This window comes from Cytobacillus oceanisediminis, assembly GCF_007830235.1.
GTDB classification, from domain to species: domain Bacteria; phylum Bacillota; class Bacilli; order Bacillales; family Cytobacillaceae; genus Cytobacillus; species Cytobacillus oceanisediminis.
The window spans coordinates 34,901-52,611 of sequence record NZ_VLKI01000013.1; the positions used below are offsets into that span (position 1 = coordinate 34,901).

General features: G+C 39.9%; 16 protein-coding genes and 1 pseudogene. 2 read left to right on the forward strand and 15 right to left on the reverse strand.

Annotated elements, in window-relative coordinates:
• Positions 1 to 11 precede the first annotated feature (11 nt).
• The 6 genes and pseudogenes from IQ19_RS18485 to IQ19_RS18510 all read right to left on the reverse strand — a co-directional run bounded on the left by IQ19_RS18485 (position 12) and on the right by IQ19_RS18510 (position 5,373).
• A complete protein-coding gene (locus IQ19_RS18485) occupies positions 12 to 1,262 on the reverse strand; it encodes an ABC transporter substrate-binding protein (RefSeq protein ID WP_144543975.1) in 1,251 nt (416 codons plus the stop codon).
• A 217-nt stretch (positions 1,263 to 1,479) separates the two neighbouring features.
• Positions 1,480 to 2,754, reverse strand: a complete 1,275-nt coding sequence (locus IQ19_RS18490; protein WP_144543976.1) for a Gfo/Idh/MocA family protein — start codon at positions 2,752 to 2,754, stop codon at positions 1,480 to 1,482.
• A 97-nt stretch (positions 2,755 to 2,851) separates the two neighbouring features.
• Positions 2,852 to 3,901 carry a LacI family DNA-binding transcriptional regulator gene (locus IQ19_RS18495; RefSeq protein WP_144543977.1) on the reverse strand — a complete coding sequence of 350 codons (1,050 nt, stop codon included), beginning with the start codon at positions 3,899 to 3,901 and terminating at the stop codon, positions 2,852 to 2,854.
• Between the two features lie 109 nt (positions 3,902 to 4,010).
• A complete protein-coding gene (locus IQ19_RS18500; protein WP_144543979.1) occupies positions 4,011 to 4,154 on the reverse strand; it encodes a rhodanese-like domain-containing protein in 144 nt (47 codons plus the stop codon).
• A gap of 62 nt (positions 4,155 to 4,216) precedes the next feature.
• Positions 4,217 to 4,387: pseudogene (locus IQ19_RS18505) on the reverse strand (SDR family NAD(P)-dependent oxidoreductase); the annotation flags it as partial.
• Between the two features lie 248 nt (positions 4,388 to 4,635).
• Positions 4,636 to 5,373, reverse strand: a complete 738-nt coding sequence (locus tag IQ19_RS18510) for an SDR family NAD(P)-dependent oxidoreductase (protein ID WP_144543982.1) — start codon at positions 5,371 to 5,373, stop codon at positions 4,636 to 4,638.
• 192 nt (positions 5,374 to 5,565) lie between these two features.
• Here IQ19_RS18510 and IQ19_RS18515 point away from each other — a divergent pair, with 192 nt between their 5' ends.
• Entirely contained in the window at positions 5,566 to 6,174 is a 609-nt protein-coding gene (locus IQ19_RS18515; RefSeq protein ID WP_144543984.1) for a TetR/AcrR family transcriptional regulator, read from the forward strand.
• A 535-nt stretch (positions 6,175 to 6,709) separates the two neighbouring features.
• On the opposite strand, the gene IQ19_RS18520 is transcribed toward IQ19_RS18515, so the two are convergent.
• The 3 genes from IQ19_RS18520 to IQ19_RS18530 all read right to left on the reverse strand — a co-directional run bounded on the left by IQ19_RS18520 (position 6,710) and on the right by IQ19_RS18530 (position 10,496).
• Entirely contained in the window at positions 6,710 to 8,152 is a 1,443-nt protein-coding gene (locus IQ19_RS18520) for an alkaline phosphatase PhoX (RefSeq protein WP_144543986.1), read from the reverse strand.
• A 362-nt stretch (positions 8,153 to 8,514) separates the two neighbouring features.
• Positions 8,515 to 9,621 (reverse strand): PD-(D/E)XK nuclease family protein, encoded by a 1,107-nt coding sequence (locus tag IQ19_RS18525; protein ID WP_144543988.1) that lies wholly within the window; start codon positions 9,619 to 9,621, stop codon positions 8,515 to 8,517.
• Between the two features lie 224 nt (positions 9,622 to 9,845).
• Positions 9,846 to 10,496, reverse strand: a complete 651-nt coding sequence (locus IQ19_RS18530) for a YdeI/OmpD-associated family protein (RefSeq protein ID WP_144543990.1) — start codon at positions 10,494 to 10,496, stop codon at positions 9,846 to 9,848.
• Positions 10,497 to 10,907: 411 nt separating this feature from the next.
• Here IQ19_RS18530 and IQ19_RS18540 point away from each other — a divergent pair, with 411 nt between their 5' ends.
• Positions 10,908 to 11,306 (forward strand): nuclear transport factor 2 family protein, encoded by a 399-nt coding sequence (locus IQ19_RS18540; protein ID WP_144543992.1) that lies wholly within the window; start codon positions 10,908 to 10,910, stop codon positions 11,304 to 11,306.
• A gap of 133 nt (positions 11,307 to 11,439) precedes the next feature.
• On the opposite strand, the gene IQ19_RS18545 is transcribed toward IQ19_RS18540, so the two are convergent.
• From IQ19_RS18545 to nikA, 6 genes are read right to left on the reverse strand one after another with little or no spacing between them, the layout of a single operon-like run.
• Entirely contained in the window at positions 11,440 to 12,795 is a 1,356-nt protein-coding gene (locus IQ19_RS18545; protein ID WP_144543994.1) for an MATE family efflux transporter, read from the reverse strand.
• A gap of 11 nt (positions 12,796 to 12,806) precedes the next feature.
• Positions 12,807 to 13,592 (reverse strand): ABC transporter ATP-binding protein, encoded by a 786-nt coding sequence (locus tag IQ19_RS18550; RefSeq protein ID WP_144543997.1) that lies wholly within the window; start codon positions 13,590 to 13,592, stop codon positions 12,807 to 12,809.
• 30 nt (positions 13,593 to 13,622) lie between these two features.
• On the reverse strand, positions 13,623 to 14,423 hold the full coding sequence (locus IQ19_RS18555) for an ABC transporter ATP-binding protein (RefSeq protein WP_242021044.1): 801 nt from the start codon (positions 14,421 to 14,423) through the stop codon (positions 13,623 to 13,625).
• Positions 14,420 to 15,241 carry a nickel transporter permease gene (gene nikC, locus IQ19_RS18560; protein WP_144543999.1) on the reverse strand — a complete coding sequence of 274 codons (822 nt, stop codon included), beginning with the start codon at positions 15,239 to 15,241 and terminating at the stop codon, positions 14,420 to 14,422. Before nikC ends, IQ19_RS18555 begins: the two co-directional genes overlap by 4 nt.
• On the reverse strand, positions 15,238 to 16,179 hold the full coding sequence (gene nikB / locus IQ19_RS18565; protein WP_144544001.1) for a nickel ABC transporter permease: 942 nt from the start codon (positions 16,177 to 16,179) through the stop codon (positions 15,238 to 15,240). The genes nikC and nikB overlap by 4 nt, the downstream gene beginning before the upstream one ends.
• Positions 16,176 to 17,672 carry a nickel ABC transporter substrate-binding protein gene (gene nikA / locus IQ19_RS18570; RefSeq protein WP_144544101.1) on the reverse strand — a complete coding sequence of 499 codons (1,497 nt, stop codon included), beginning with the start codon at positions 17,670 to 17,672 and terminating at the stop codon, positions 16,176 to 16,178. Before nikA ends, nikB begins: the two co-directional genes overlap by 4 nt.
• Between the last annotated feature and the right edge of the window lie 39 nt (positions 17,673 to 17,711).

Genomic DNA, 17,711 nt, shown 5'->3' on the forward strand with positions numbered 1-17,711 from the left:
CTTCTGTTTTATTACTTGGCCAATGCCTCATTTGCTTTCTTTGCCAGCTCTTCTGCGGCCTCTTCAATACTTATTTCCTCACTCCAGGCCTTTTTAAGTACATCTGTTTCGTACTGCCAGATCTCCCCGGTGTTTTTCACACTTGGCAATGGAACTGAATAGTCTGCTCCATCAATAAAAGCCTGAAGATTTAAGTTGGGAACGGATTCTTTCCAAGCATCCTGTGTACCGTCATATGCAGGTATGACCGTTCCAGTTTTGGCAAATACTTCAGCTGCTTCTTTAGAACCAAGGAATTGAACAAACTTCCAAGCTTCTTCTTTATGATTAGTATTCGAAGATATTACATTAGATAGGCCGTGAATAGAAACTGCACGTTTTTTTCCTTGCGGAACCACAGCAACATTTAAGTCAGGATTTTTCTTATATTCAGGAACCATCCAAGGACCGTCAAACATCATTGCTATCTTTCCAGAAGAGAATAATTCAGAAGCAGCCGTTTCGGTCATTTGCGCTTGCGTAGGAGATAACCCTTCCTTAATAAAGCTGACATTGTATTCTAATGCCTCGATAGCTTCAGGTTTGTCAAACCCCACGGACTTGCCATCCTCAGAAATGATATAACCGCCGTTTTGCCAAATGAAATCATAGTATCCGCCTTGATTGCCCATTAGTGCGGCATAGCCCCAAATTCCTTTTTCTTCGTCAGTCAGCTGTTTCGCAACTTCCTTCAATTTCTCCCAATCCCATGTTTCATCCGGGTAGGATACTCCAGCCTCATCAAAGATTTTCTTGTTATACCATAGCCCAGTTGTATCATAATCTTTTGGAATCCCATAAATATCTCCGTCAACCGTATACAGATCAATCAATGATTCCGGATAATTATCTAAGCTATAGTTGTCCTTTTCAGCCATTTCACTTAATGGAAGAATGACCTTCCCTTCTGCATATTGAACAACGTGAGCACCATTCATCCATAAAACATCTGGCAAAGCACCGCCAGTTGCTGCCGTTTCGAGCTTTTGAAAGTATTGGCCATAAGGAGTGATTTCTGTTTTCACTTCAATGTCAGGATATTTTTCATTAAATAACTTAATAATTTCTTCAATCGCAGGAACCTGCTTTTTATCCCAGAAGCCATAAGTAATCTCAACCTTGCCATCCTTCTCTCCGCTGGATGCTGTATCACTATCGCTGCAGCCAGTAAGGCTAAGCACACCGAATACTACGGTTAAAAGCATAATAATCCATTTCTTCATCCCATTTCCCTTCTTTCCTAAAGTTTTTGTTTTCCTAACTCAAAACATAAGGGGTTTTCTCTAGATGAATAAAAATGTTATTGATGATTTAGTTATTTAGAACGTTTACCACCTCCCTGGATAACGTTTTCCAAATAATCATGTTTCCCCATTAAGATTGAATCTTAACTGGTCAAATATATTGCAACACTGCATAAAAAGCTGTGTTTACAACCTTTTAAACTTTGATATTCTCAACTAAACTATGATAATATTCATCTACATTGATAGATTGACCCTGGTTTAACCGTGACTCTTCCGCCGCAAATGCCATAAGATGACTTCTTACAGATGCGGAAACAGAAGAAACACTATCCTCTTTATTACCATTCCGGACTTCTTCCAGGAATAGTCTCATAATTCCGCGGTCTCCACCGCCATGCCCGCCAACTGGCTGATCAAAATGAATCACTGTTTCCTGCCTGGTTAGGAAATCAAAAATAGAGATTTTATTTTCTTCCATGTTTCCGCGGATTTCACCTTTGGTTCCCATAATTTGAACGATTCGAGTTTGTTCTCTTGTAAATCCGCACATGCTGAAGGTAGCGGTCGCTCCGCCCTCGAACTCCATATTGACGACCTGATGGTCAACGACATTATTATCTGAACGATATACACACTTTCCATAAGGGGTTTTATTCAAGGCTTTAATAATGCCTTCATTTGTATAGTCTTCTGTAAATTTTTTTGCCCACCCTCTTCCTTCACCGAGATAATATCTTCCCGCATGGAAAGGACACTCAAGCTCGGCAGGACAGCCATCCAAGCATCGTAATGGGGCTCCTTCCGGGGCATTTTCCCTTTTAAAATGCATCAGCGACCCATACGAACTTACTTGTTTACATGCTTTTCCCATAACATATGAAATGATATCCATGTCATGGCAAGACTTCTGGAGGATCATTGGACTCGAATTTTCTTTATTACTCCAATTACCTCTTACAAAGCTATGTGACATATGCATGACTTCAACATTTTCATTTAATTGAAGAGATACAACTTCACCTATTTCCCCTCTGGAAATTACCTTTTTAATGGCGGACCAAAAGTCGGTATACCTGAGGACATGGCAGATGGTCAGCTGCCGGTTATATGTTTTGGCATGCTGTTCCATTAAAATACATTCAAGCGGGTCTGGAGACATTGGTTTTTCAAGGAGGACATGATACCCTTGCTCTAAAGCTCTCATGGTCACTTTGAAGTGATTTCTATCAAGGGTACAGATAATGGCAATATCGGCAATTTGTATGTCCAGCTGTGAGATCTCTTCCCATGAATCAAAGCAACTTTCATTTGGAATTTGATGTTCTTGCTGGATTCTCCCTCTCCTTTCCTTATTCGGTTCTGCAACAGCAACAATTTTTAATTCATGCGGATAATCCAATGCATACGGTGCATAGGCTCTCGCCCCTCTGTCCCCAGCTCCTATAAGGAGCGCTGTCATTGTCTTCATGTAAATTTCTCCTTTCTAATGAGCAAAAAATAAGTTTCCGGAAAATTTTCCGGTTTTTATCCAAACGTTTTCCTAACATTTTTAAAAAAAGAACCGCCTAGGTCCGTTTTTTAGAAGATGATTCACGAATGACTAACTCAAATGGTAAAATAATTTTTATTGGAAGAACGACTTTTTCCTCTACCATTTCCATAATCGTTTTCGCGGCCATTTTTCCCATTTCATATTTGGGGATTTCCACGGTTGAAAGCGGCGGTGATGAATATTTCCCCATTTCAATATTATCCACTCCAAAGAAAGCAATATCCTCGGGGATTCTTAGCTGATTTTCTATAACTGCTCTCATCGCAGCCAGTGCCATTAAATCACTTGCACAAACCATAGCTGTTGGCAAGTATCCAGAACTGCTTTTAATGAGTTGATTCATTCCCTCATAACTGTTTTCCATTTTCCATCTAGTATTGATAACCCATTCATCTCGAATAGAAAGTTCCGCTTCTTTCATTGCAGATTGATAACCTTGAAATCGTGGTTCTTCGTATAAGTCCTGGAAGGCTTCATTAATTCCTCCGCCGATAAACCCAATATCACGATGACCTTGACTCACTAAATGCTGAACAACCTTTTCTATTGCCGACTTACGGTTATAATCAATAATCGCAATATCTTTATCGGAATAGTAAAAGTCTAGTCCCACAACAGGAATGGTTTGCTGTATGTAGTCAATTAAACTCTTATCAATTCTGTCGATTAGCAGCAGTCCTTCAATCCCGAGATCATGAATTGTCTTGAGAAGAAGTGCCTCATTTTCAATCTCATCCTTAGTAATACTTATTAATGTATAATCATTATCTGCTAAAGTATCACGAATACCTGTATAGATACTGGAAAAGTATGGATTTATCTCAGCCTGTTTAGGATTGGCAACCCAGCCAATTTTCATTGTCCTGGCATCACTTTTATTTTGTCTGTTGCTAACCAGATTTCTTGCATGCTGATTGGGTGTATACCCTAACTCTTTGACAGCCTGCCAAATTTTATTTTTCGTTTCCTGGTTAACATTTCTTGTCTGGTCATTCTGAATGACTCTGGAAACAGTAGAAATAGAAACGCCAACATACTCAGCAATATCCTTTAATCTAACCACAAAACACACCTCTAGGCTGTAACTTCCTGCGGTAATCGCCGGAATTTTTTGAATTTAAATAGACTATAGCACCTATAATTATTTTAAGTCAATAGTAATTATCATTTATTTATTTTTTTATACACTCCTTCCAAGCTGTAATACCGCCCTCTAAAACAATAGAATTATATTCTTTTTCAGAAAGGATGGCTGCACACTTCGCAGCAAAATTTCCAGTCGTGCAGACAACAATAATTTCCTTTTCCTTTGGCAAAGAATATAGCTTTCAACTGCTTTTTCGTCTGCCACATTTACAGTGATAAGCAACATTTCTGCGTTTGGTGCAACTTCTAACACTTTACTTTTTGTTTCTTCTAAGGAAGCACCGTTTAAATCAACGAGTGAAAGTTTTGCTCCTTCTTTTGCTACTTGTAAGGCAGAAGCTTGACCCAAACCGGATCCTGCACCTGTAATTAATACTACTTTCCCATCAAACCGATTGCTCATTGGAAATTTCCTCCTTCATTTTGTTTCTAGCTCTAAAGGGAATATCCTATTATTATTGGAAAGAATACATAACTATGCATTGATATCCCCTTAATTTACCTTTAATTAAAATATCTTTTATTAAGGATATATAGTAGTAAAAATCATTTTTTCCTACTTAGTCCCCTGTGGTGCTTGTAAAACCGCAAAGCTGGATGATTAAGAACCATTACTGTTCAAACTTGAAGCAAAAGAACTGTCCGCATGATTTATTGCGCTGTATACCCACCATCAACCGTTAAGCTGCTGCCAGTCATGAATGAAGAATCATCAGAAGCCAAGAATAATACTGCTTTTGCCATTTCTTCTGCTTTACCAAGACGTTTTATCGGTGTGGCTGCAACTAAAGCTTGCTTGCTTGCTTCCGGAATTATAGGCGTATCAATAAATCCAGGGCACAGTGCGTTGATACGGATATTTTGTTCTGCATATTCCAGTGCAAGTGAGCGAGTTAAGTTAATCACGCCACCTTTTGCAGCGTTATAGGCTGCTGAACCAGGAGACCCTACGAAACCATACATAGATGCGGTATTAACAATCGTACCGCTGCCTGTTTTTAGCATTTCACGGATGGACTCGCGTGCTACTAAGAAGACACCATCTAAGTCAACATTTACGGTATTGCGCCATTCTGAATACTCCAAATCATGTGAAGGATGAACACGGCCAATCCCCGCATTGTTGAAGACAATATCCACTTTTCCAAACGTTTCAACAGTTTGTTTAAAGATATTTGCGACCTCTTCTTCACTCGTAATGTTTGCTTTTATAAAAAGAGCTTTAGCGTTAAGCGCTTTCAACTCTGCCTCAAAAGCTTTCCCTTTTTCCTCATTTAAATCAACAAGAACCACTTTGGCTCCTTCTGAAACGAATAAGCGTGCTGTTGCTGCTCCAATACCAGATGCTCCACCGGTAATCACAGCTACTTTGTCTTGCAATTTCCCCATTCCACATCCTCCTAGTATTAAAATCTCTTTAAGACACTCAAAAAAAGTACTAGACAAATCTACAATCTGTACTATTTTGTTTACAATTTAATTGTACTATTTTGTTCACATTAAACAATCAATAAGATATGATTAAGTGTCTACTAGTTAGACACTTATGATGAAACTGTCTATTTCGAGGGAGGTTTTTTCATGAATAACGAACAAAATACCACATCTCAACGACAAAATCGGACAAAAGATCATTTAAAGCAAGCATTGATTGAACTCATAAAAGAGAAGGGTTACCATTCTGTTACTGTAAAAAACATTGTCGATTATGCCTCTTATAATCGCAGTACCTTTTATATCCATTACCCAGATAAAATTGAATTTGCTGAAGATTTACTTGTTTCCATGCTTCAAGGGTTAGAAGCTTCAGTAGGCAAACCATACATACCTGGCCACAAAGTCTATACAGCCAAGCTAAATGCACCATCTTTTAATATCGTTTCTTATATCTATAAAAACCGGAATTTTTTTGAACTGTTAAATTACGATGACACGTTACCAGGGTTACACATACAGTTCCCTCAAACTATCTTAAAAATTTATAAGGAACAATTTATATTCGAAACCATCAACAATATCCCAGTCAATATGGATTACTTTAAACGCTATACAGCCTATGGCTTTTATGGACTCCTTCAGAATTGGATTCAAAATGGCTTCAAAGTATCCCAAGAGGAATTTATCGAAGAAGTCATTGACTTAACTAAAACACATATTTACTCCCTTAAGTATATTGGAAATAACTCATAAATTCCTGGCATCTTTAAATGAGGATTGCATAAAATAACTCTTTCCAAGTTTAATGGAAAGGGAAAAAAGAGCTTATGTTTATATCACGTCTTAATGGTAACTGGTACCTTTTATTTAAAGGCTCTGTTAAATTTGCCTGTTGATTTCCTCTGCAGGCACTCCCTTTCCGCGGGCGGTCCGACGCTCCTCGTCGCTTTGCTCCTGCGGGGTCTCCCTTTGATCCGCACTCCCGCAGGACTTTGAATAAGCTTCCCTGAAATAACACCGCACGAAGGAAATGCGAATGCATTTTCGCGGGATTAGTGCCTTTCGCTCCAATCAACAGGGTGCTAAAAAACAACAATAAGCTTTAACAGAGCCTATTTAAAAAGAAGAATTCTTTAGAAGTATCTTCTAACAAAAGGTGCCTGTCCCCTTATTCATTAATTCTTTAAAGAAGAAGGTGGACAGGCGCCTTATTAATAATTTTCCTGATAGTTTCGATTCCTGTATTTAAAGATCTAGTGAAAATGATCTCTTATGCCCTACCCTGCAATTAGATAATGGGCATTCCGTGGCGTTCTAAAGCTGCGGCTTCTAGATTAGACATCCCCTGTTTTTCTGCGAATGCAGCCAGCTTATCTGAAACAGCAGGCGCGAAGGAAGCTGGAGGAGCTGCGTAACTCATTGCACGCTGGCGAGCAGCATTTCTTCGCGAGAAAGGACCGGTTATCGCAAAAGTTATGCCTGGGCTTTGGATATTAACGAAGAGAGTGTTGCCATCTGGTGAAAATGCAGGTCCTGCAAATTCAGAACCGTTTAGGGTATTCTCCGCAAACGGGTATACATTCCCTTCAGGAGTAAGGCCTATAATTCGGTCGTTTCCGCTTCCATCTTCGGCAATCCACAGGTCTCCCCAAGGAGTAATCGTTATATTATCGGGCATTTCCAGGTCATTTGAAGCTGCAGATTCATAGAACAGCTCTAGTGTATTGGTTGCCGGATAGTAGCGGTAGACACGGCCAAGTTTTCCTGTGCCGGCACTGGTATCGTCAAACCAAAGTGTTCCTGCTGCAAACCAGGCTCCTTCCAAGCGGCTAAAGCGAATGCATCCCATATCACGCGCATCTTCTTTTGCACGCTCTGGATTAATTTGCTTCCAAACGATCCCAAACCTTTGTCCATTGCTGAAGGTGCTGGCTGAGGAAGAAGGCAATTCATCAATGGCTGCCGCTTCAAGAATTCCGCCTTTTTGCAAAGAACCAAGTTTTTGACTGCGGTCATTTGGAGTAAAACGATATAAAAAGCTTGGATTGCTATCCTCAGTTAAGTACCAGATGCCTGTTGCTGGATCGACCGCACATGCTTCATGAGAAAAGTAACCCATATCCCGAATAGGTGTTTTCGACATTTCATTTTCAGGCTCATGCGGATTTACTTCAAAAACAAAACCATGTCCAAGTTCCCGGGTCTCCTCACATGTTAACCATGTTCCCCATGTGGAAGGCCCGCCTGCACAGTTCCTGATATTTCCTGAATTCGTCACATACTCGCTAATGACCTCGTTATTTTGTCCGACAATCAGAGCAGTTGTTCCGCCAGCAGCTCCTTTGCTCCATGGATTCTTTCCGTTAACAGGGAAATCTGCATTCGTTCCGAGTTCATGATTCCTCACAAGGATCGTTGTATTTTTTTGGCCATGAAAGGCAGCCATTCCATCAAGATTGCCGGGAACCAAATCGCCGTTAGACATTCGATCTCCTGTTTTAGAAATGATTTTGTATTTAAATCCCCGGGGAAGATCCAGAATACCCTCTGGATCTTTGACTAAAGGACCGTAGCCTCCGAAACCGCTAGTTGGGTTTGGAGCTGCAGCCAGCGCACTGGAGGCTCCGCCCATTGAAAAAAGTCCAGTTGACCCCAGAGTGATTGCCAGCGTGCTCATTCCCCCAACTTTTAAAAAATCTCTTCTGTTAAGATCCTTGCTTCCTAATAACATAAAAATACCTCCTATTTTTTTGGAGCTGTCATTCTCCTAAGCTTTCTATTAAATAAGTTAACAGAATATTCTTAAGGGGAAGTTAACCTTTTGTAAAATATGAATAAACAAAAAATAGGAGTTAAGTTGGGGGTTTCTAGCTGGATCTAAGAAAGGATGAAACGTTTATTAAGCCTGTGGCCGCCTAAAATAATATATTTTTAATTAAAACAGGTAAAAAGAATGCCTCTTTTTTTGACGACTAGTAAAAATGGAATATTTCTTAAAGAAAGTAGTAATTTTACAAATTCTTAATAAATTTTAAAACGAACTAGTCCAGGCCCCATTTCATGACCAATAGATAAGATTTATGAAATTATTAATTACGAAATGTTCACCATTTGGTCTATTAGAGGAATTAGCTTCTCCATTACATCTATTAATTCTCTAACTACATCTTCAAACCGCTGGTTGTTGTTAATATTAATGCGCAGGATCGAATTACTCCCTTTTCTTATAGTAAATAACTCTTTTTGATCCAGATTCTTTATTAACTGATGAAGGTAGTCATATCTTTTCTCACGGAGAAGTTCATATTCTTTATATCCTTTAACGTTTAAATAATCTTTCTTGGGTTTATAAGGATTTGGCTCATAATGCAAGGCAAAGTCTGAAACTTTACTAAAGTTTAATAAGTTAATAGATAGTTCAAAATGAATATTCATGGAATTAGCTAATAATTTCTCTCCATCAAAGCGGTTCTGAACCCATTCTTTTTTACTGAACAAGAACACAGCAGCATTTCTGCCAAATCCCCCTGCTTCCCCGAAAGTCATTGTAAGCCGATTTGGCAATGTATCTTGAACTGTTTGAAGCATATTGATCCAAATCAGTTTTTTCTGTAATGCATTAAGATTTTTGGTTTTAGCCGCAATGTTATCTGTTAGTTTTGCTGAGGTAATTGGTTCATAGAATTCTTTAAGTAAAGATGAAAAATCATACATAATCTTCCTTGCTGCTTCATCTTTTATTACGTTATTCCAATCCACATGAACAAAATCCAAATAATCTTTTTTATCAAAAAAAGGGTTTTTTGCTGGTGTATAAGGATCTAAGGTCAAGAACAGAAATTTAATCGGAACATCCTGCCCTACTTTGAGCGTGGAATAAAGCTTCCCTTTTCCTTTATCAGATGCATATCTATTTGTTTGTTCAGCTCCCTCAAGTGCACCCAGTTTATTCTCAATCACGATAATCAAATCGGTTTTGTAATTAACTTTCCTTTCGATCACTAAATCCGGGGTACCAATCCCCCTCCCTAGACCTATACGTGTCTTTGAAACAAACCTCGCATCTGTATCTGACACATCACATATTGACCTTGCAAACCATTTAGCATAATTCTCTTCACTGTTTATAAGATTAGAAATAAAATCTGTAATAACATCTTCTCGGTAAAAACTGTTTAATAACGCAATCGTGTTCATCATAATCCAACCTTTTTCTTTATTAAAAAACAAAATATCTGTACTTTAACAATATTATCAACTTATAAAGCAAATTAAAAAGGCATTACTTTCATGAAGAATGCCTTTTTTCAAATATGTAATTAGTCAATTCCCAGTTGTGAATAATTTAATGTCTTAATCCACTGTTATCATTTTTTCAAGTATGGTTTACCTCTTTCTAACTTAAATCGGTGGCTATTACTTTGCTATTTCTTCTTTTGTCGAAATAAATCAACTGATTTATATCCTTGTGATAAGATATCAACCATCTGTGCTTCGCGTTTATCACGTGTTTTCTGCTGCTTAACAGAAAAGATATAACGAGCCCAATCCTTTTGATAACCTGGTGTTAGTTCCTGATAAAATTTCAATTCATTTGGATAATCTGCTAATAGCTTTTCAACATCTTTCACGTTATCCTCGTAATCAGCTACACACTGACTTGGAGCGGATGACTTTTTTTCTTTCTTCTTTTCACGTTTTAATCCAACAACAGTAAATACATCATCCATACTCACCATCCGCGAGAATTTTACATCGCTATTTTCCACATATCCATCTTCGCCTACTTTCATTACTGGAAAAATATCATCTCTATGAACGAACGTATCATACCGTTTATTCCCTTTTTTCGGATAGGCGAAAAATAAGTATCCTTTTTCAAGCAGCTGTTCCTCATTGATCACTTTTCGAGTATGATTCACCATTTCATCAATCGTTTCTACAAAGATGAAAATAGTATCATGCTCCCCTGATAATTCCGCCTTATATCCATTAAATAAATCATAATCACTTGGCTGATGAAGCACAGCCATATTTTTATATTTGCTCAGATTTAATTTATCAATAATTGTCATAATGTACTCCTTTATTTAATCTTTTTTCTAATGGCTGTTTTCCTAAAGTTTGTTGATTATAGGCTGCTGACTAGGTTAACCACTGAGTTGATTGGAGCGGAAGGTACGAGACTCCTGAGGGAGTAGGGTACCAAGGGAGCCCCTGCACCCCATGGCGTCGAGGAGGCTCCCGGTAACCCCGTGGAAAGCGAGTGCCTGCAGAGGAAATCAACGAGCAGAATTCCTAAAACAACAATTTAGGAGAAAAGAGCCTTCTAAATAATACCACTTAAGAAGTGTTAACGAATAAAAATACTTATATACACACTTAAAATGATCATATCTGGACTTTATCTAATTGTCATTGATTTGAATATATCTTATACTTCTATTAAATTTCAAAACAATTCTTGAAATGAAAGGATGATTAAGATGGGGACGGAACAACAGTTTACATCGAACCTCACCCATAAAGAGAAAGCAGTTTCTTTTCTGCAGCTCGTAGCATCAGGGAATGTTCGTGAAGCATACCAGCGTTACATCGGTCCAGATTTTTCTCACCACAATCCCTTTTTCCATGGCGATGCAGATTCACTCATGCTTGCGATGGAAGAGAATGCAGTTCAAAACCCAAACAAAATATTAAAGATCAAAAAGGCTATCCAAGAAAATGACACTGTTGCTGTTTATTCTCATGTGAAGCAGAATCCCGAGGATCTTGGAGGAGCAGTTGTACATATCTTTCGTTTTCAAGATGACCAGATTGTTGAACTTTGGGATGTAGGGCAGCCTATACCTGAAGATTCTCCTAATAAGAATGGGATGTTTTAAGGTACTGATCAAAAGGGAAAAAATCAGCCGGTATACAATTAATGTTATCATTTGTAAAGGAAATCTATGTCCCCTGTTTCAGAGACTTGACCATACCGAATTGCATAACGCTACTAAAAAAAGAGCTCCTTCATTATAATAAGGAGCTCTCAAGTGTTTTATTTTCTTCATTTTTAAATGGTCCAGTCTCAGGAAACAGTTTTCTTGTTAACCGGGGGACAAACATTGATAAAAAGACGGAACGCCCTGCACTGAAAATCAGAAAGGACAGCCATAATCCATGGTTTCCGGCGATCGGCACCACCAGAAAATATACAAGTAAAAAAATGGACAAGGCGATAAGCATAGAATCCCGAATGGGCGCAGCTTCGGTTGCACCGGTGAAAACTCCATAAAGGATAATACCAAAACTTATCGTTAGGGGAAATACAATTATCCAAATTTCATAGCTTTGGGCCGTTTCTACGATCCTTGGAATATTCGTAAATAACCTGAGGATATAATCATTCAGCAAATAGTAGACACTGGCTATCATAACCGAGGAATATATTGCCCACTGCATCGATAACTTGAGTGTCTGCTGATACAGTGTTTTATCTTTTGAGCCAATTGCTTTTCCTGTCATAATACTGGAGGCATTGGCAAAACCATCATAAAAATAAGCCATGATGTAATGGATTTGGAGCAGGATTGCATTGGCAGCCAATGTTTCTGTTCCAAAGGAAGCACCCTTGGCAGTAAATAAATTAAAAACAGTTAACAAACAAACTGTCCTAATAAACAAATCCCTGTTCACTTTCATCATTTTCTTGAACGATGACGGATCTATCACTTTATGAAAAGATGGAAATGTTCCTTTGAAAGGAGATGCTTTCAAAACAACCGCTAATCCGATGGCAAAAGCCGTTATTTCTGACAGTAAAGTCGCTGCTGCTACACCGGAAACACCCCACGAAAAGCCAAATACAAAGAGGATATCCAGGACGATGTTCATGAGGTTCATCAACACTTGCAATAACAGCGATATTTTGATCATAGACATTCCCATCAGCCAGCCCAGAATGACATAGTTTAAGAGAGCAAAAGGCGCACCCCAAATCCTGATCTGCAAATAATCATCGGCGAGTGACTGTACATGATGATCCGGGCTTAACAGCGGCAAGAACACTTGCATAATTGGCAACTGAAGGGCAATCAAACTAGTTCCTGCTATAACAGCGATAAGGAAAGGACGGGCGATTGCCAGCATACCGCCTTCCGCGTCCTTTGCACCTTGAGCTTGAGCGGCAAATCCGGATGTGCTGACCCGCAAAAATCCAAACAGCCAATACATTGTATTAAAAATAATCGTTCCTACTGCAACTGCAGCAATATATGAAGGATCCTGCATCTGGCCCACCACCGCTGTATCAACCGCCCCCAATAAGGGAGTGGTTATGGTTGAAAAAATGAGTGGAATAGCCAAAGCGAGATATGCCTTATGATTCATGAAGATCCCCCTTACCCTTCAAAGACATGCAGCAATTCCTTAGTATATGGATTTCTTTTCACTGAAAACAAATCATATTTGCTGAATTGATCTACTATTTGCCCTTGTTTCATCACCATGATCCGGTCGCTCATAAAGTTAACTGCAGCCAAATCATGCGAAATAAATAGATAGGAAACTCCTAAATGCTGCTGGAGGTCTTTTAAAAGATTCAATATTTTTGCCTGAACCGAAACATCAAGACTCGCTGTGGGTTCATCAAGAATGATAAGCGAAGGCTCAATACTTATGGCCCGGGCGATCGTGACCCTCTGCTTTTCGCCCCCGCTTAATTCATGGGGATAACAGGTAAGATACTTGGATGGAAGCTCCACCATCTCAAGCAGATGCTCTGCTGTCTTTTCCCTCTGATGCCGAGTTCCTATTAAAAAAGCTGGCTGGATAATTTTTTGAAAATCCAGTGGTTCCATTAACGAATCGATGATTTTCAGTTTCGGATTCAGTGAGGCGGCAGGGTTTTGAAAGACTGCCTGGACTCCCCTTCTAATTGAGCGAAGGTCCTCTTTACTAGCCGTATGCAGCGCCTTGTTCTTAAACCAGATTTCACCTTGATCCACTTTTTCCAATGCAAGGAGACACCTCGCTAATGTGCTTTTCCCGCTCCCGCTCTCCCCAACAATGCCCAGACATTCGTCTTTCTTTATGACAAGAGATACTTGATCGACCGCAATTTGTCCAGACGAATACTGCTTTGTAATATTTTTTGAAACCAGCACCTCAAGTCCAGCCGTACTCATATAATCACCCGCTTTTTTTTAAAACAAATCTTATATCGTTACCAGTCGTTCTTTCGTCTGCTTCAAAGAAGGAATGGCAGCTATCAATGCTTTCGTATAGGCATGCTTGGGATGCTTTAGTACCGCCGTTGTCATTCCGGACTCGACAATCTCTCCCTTTCGCATGACAGCCATTTTATTGGCGAATTTCCGTACATGTCGCAAATCATGAGTAATAAATAATACTGCGCAGTTTGTTTGCTTTTGCTGCTCAGCAAGCAGCTGAAGAACATGGGCTGCAGTGATACTGTCAAGAGCGGTTGTCGGCTCATCTGCAATGAGCAATTTCGGTTTCAGTATCGTCGCCATGGCAATGGCAGCCCTTTGCAGCTGCCCTCCGCTTAGCTGAAATGGATAGCTTTTATAGACCCTTTCTGCAGGCAGATTTACATTGTTTAAACACTCCAAAGCCCTTGATTTTCTTAGTTGTTTCGAATCATTCAAATGTGTTTTCAGCATTTCATCGAATTGAGCACCGATGGACATAAATGGGGTGAAAGCTCCCTGATAATCCTGAAAAATATAGGAAATGGCTTTCCCGCGATAGGTCCGCCATTCTTTTTCCTTTAAGCTGGAGAGGTTTACGCCGCCAAGATGGATGCTGCCTGATGAAATGATGAGCTCACGCGGCAGCAGGCCTCCAATGGACGAAGATGTTACACTTTTCCCGCTTCCGCTCTCACCGACAAGCGCCAGCCAATCCCCTTCATTGATGGATAACCTGATATTTTGTACCAGGGTTTCTTCCCTATGTTTTATGGTTAAATTCGAAATGGTTAAAACAGACATCATCTGCCTCCGTTCTGGTTTTTCACATCATAGTAATCTCTTAAATAATCACCAAACAAATTAAAAATAAGGACAATCACCATGATGGCTAAACCGGGAATGAGCATTAAGTGTGGAGCATTATAGAAGAATGCCTTTGCTTCATTCAGCATCGCCCCCCACTCTGGAGTCGGAGGCTGAGCCCCTAAGCCAATATAGGAGAGAGAAGCGATCATTAAAATGATTTTTCCGGCATCCAGGGTCGCAAGAACCATCACATTCCCTAAAACATGAGGAATCATATGTCTGCGCAATATATTCATCGAGCCAACACCATTGACTTTAGCTATTAAGATATAATCCTTTTGTTTTTCAGTCAGAACGGTACTCCTGGCTAATCTGGCATACCCGACCCATTTCACCATTACAATGGCAAAGATTAAATTGAATATCCCCGGCCCCAGCAGCCCGCTCAAAATTATCGCGGCAATATAATCAGGGAACGCCATAAAGGCATCGACTACCCTCATGAGAATACGGTCTAATCTTCCTCCGATATATCCAGAGACGAGGCCAATTGGAACACCAAGAAGCAATGAAATAGCCAATACCAGAAAACTTGTGCCGACTGTCGTTTGGGCACCAGCCAATATTCGGGAAAAAACATCTCTCCCTAAATGGTCAGTTCCCAAAAAATGTTCCAAACTCACTGGTTTTAACCGGTTCGCCATATTCACCTGATTCGGGTCAAATGGGGCAATAAAAGGAGCAATGATGATGGCTATAAGAAAAAGACCCATTAATAAAATGACCGAATTTGTTGTTCGCAAACGATTAATCATCCCTTGTCTCCACCCCTCAATCGGATTTCCGGATTCAGGTATCGGTACGAAAGATCAACCAATAAATTAATCATCACAACAAACAGCCCCATGAAAAGAATATACCCCTGGATAACCGGATAATCCCTTCTAACGATTGCTTCTACCACCAGTTTGCCAACCCCAGGATATGCAAAAAGAACTTCAATAATAACTGTTCCGCCAAGCAAACTCCCGAGACTTACCCCAAAGATGGTTATAACCGGGGTAAGGGAGTGGCGAAAGGCATGGAAGAAAAAAATTCTTTTTTGTGAAAGTCCCCGTGCCCTCGCAGACTTGATAAAATCCTGTCCCAGACTTTCCAGCAGACTGGACCTCAATAGCCGAACATAAACAGCAGCCATCGCAATTCCCAATGTTAGGGATGGCAGCAGTAAATGAAGAAAAGTACCTTTTCCCATAGCAGGCAGAATTCCCAGTTTAACAGAAAACAGCTGCATAAAAAGCAGTCCCAGCCAGAAGCTGGGGACTGAAGCACCAATTAAAGCAAAAATCCTGCTGAGGTGATCAATCCATTTATTCTTATACAAGGCAGCAAGAGTTCCTATTGGTGCAGCTATAAGCATCATAACCGCCATTGATGAAAAGGTTAAGGCAAGTGTGGAAGGAACTTTGTTAATCAGCTCCTGCAAAACTGGCTGTTTCGTCATATAAGATTCCCCCAAATCAAACTGAAAGAATCGGATCAGCCAATTCCAATACTGGACATAAAGGGGTTCATTAAAGCCAAGCTCATTTCTAAGCTCTTCAACCTGTTCATCTGTAATAGAAACGTCATCAATATTCAGCATGTATCTTACAGGGTCACCAGGAGCTGCCTTCATGAACACAAAACTTATAAAGGATAATATAAACAGGAAAAGCACAAGCTCAAACAGTCTTTTACCAGCCTGTTTCATTTTGTCCTCACATCTAGGTCCTTGGTTAATGTATAGTATTCACTTGTACTGGTCTGCCAATTTAGGACGTAATCCTTATATGCAACAAAATTATTGGGATGAACAAGAAAGGAGTGCAGTTTTTCCTGATCAATGATCTTGATAGCTGCTTTCGATATTTCATTCCGTTTTTCATTATCAGACGTTTGATTCAACTCTTCTATTAGCTCTGTAAGCTGTTTATTCTGAATTTGCCCTGGATTAATTGCTCCCCCTGCCATATACGCAGAATTAAGGAAATAGCTCGCATCTCCTCTTGGAGCAGTAATCAAACTGTATGTGGCTATATCCCAATCCGTTTTCTCTGCCAAATATTCATCAATATTTTCAACCTGCTGAATTTCAATGGCAATTCCCAGTTCTTTTGCATTGGATTGCAGCAATTGGGAGATTAATGGCAATTCAGGACGATAGGAATAGGTCATGAGCTTAAGAGTAAGCGGCTTTCCGTCTTTTACCATCTTTCCATCTTTCATCTTATATCCTGCTTCTTCTAAATACTTTTTGGCCATTTCCATGCTAAAAAATTTCTTTTCGTAGTCTGGTGAGTACGGTGACTCTGCCAGGAATGGTCCTTCGGCGACTGTCGCTTGCCCCGCCATAATATCATCTGCAACCACTTGACGATCAATCAAGGCCTCAAACGCTTTTCTTACATTGAGATCTTTAAATGTTTCTTTGCCTGAGTTGTACATGAGAAGATGCGTACGAAGACTGGAGACCACATCCGTTTTGATCGATTGGTCACTTTTAAGAATCTCAATGCTTTCAATTGCCGGGCGATAAACAATATCTGCATCTCCCGACTGAAGCGCCGTTGTCCGTGCATTCGCATCCTCGTTAAAGGTCATCGTTGCTCGATCAAGCTTGACCTCCCCATCCCAGTATTCTCCATGCTTTTCCAGTTCCAGCTTGCTGTTCGGTTCAAAAGAAACAACTTTGAAAGGGCCAGTTCCGATTGGTTTTTGTTCCATATTCTCCACGGAACTATCCACTATAGCGGTGTTGGGATGAACAAGTTCGGAAGGAAACTGTGGCAATTTCTGTTCAGTTGTAATGTTCAGGGTTTGTCCATCCGCTTCCATAGCCTTAATCTTTAATGCCGTTTTCATGGCTTCGCTCACTTGTATGTTTCGTTCTAAAGAAGCTTTTACAGCTGCTGCATCTACTTTCTTTCCATTTTGGAAGGTAATGTTATTTCTGATTTGAAAGCTCCATGTCTGACCGCCATCACTTGTATCCCAGCTTTCCGCAAGCCATGGTTCAAGCTCTTGATCCTGATTGACTCTCACCAGTGTTTCAGTTACTCCTGCCCTGACAGCCGTATAGTTCAGATGCGGATCAAGTGTCTCACTTGGAAAATTGGAAAGGAACGTTATCTCTTTCTTTTTTTCTTCACCATTTCTTTCTGCAGATGAATTCGAGTTTTCCGCAGAACAAGCTGTCAGCAGCATCAAAAATACTATTAGTACTAAGCTAATGCGAGTTTTCTT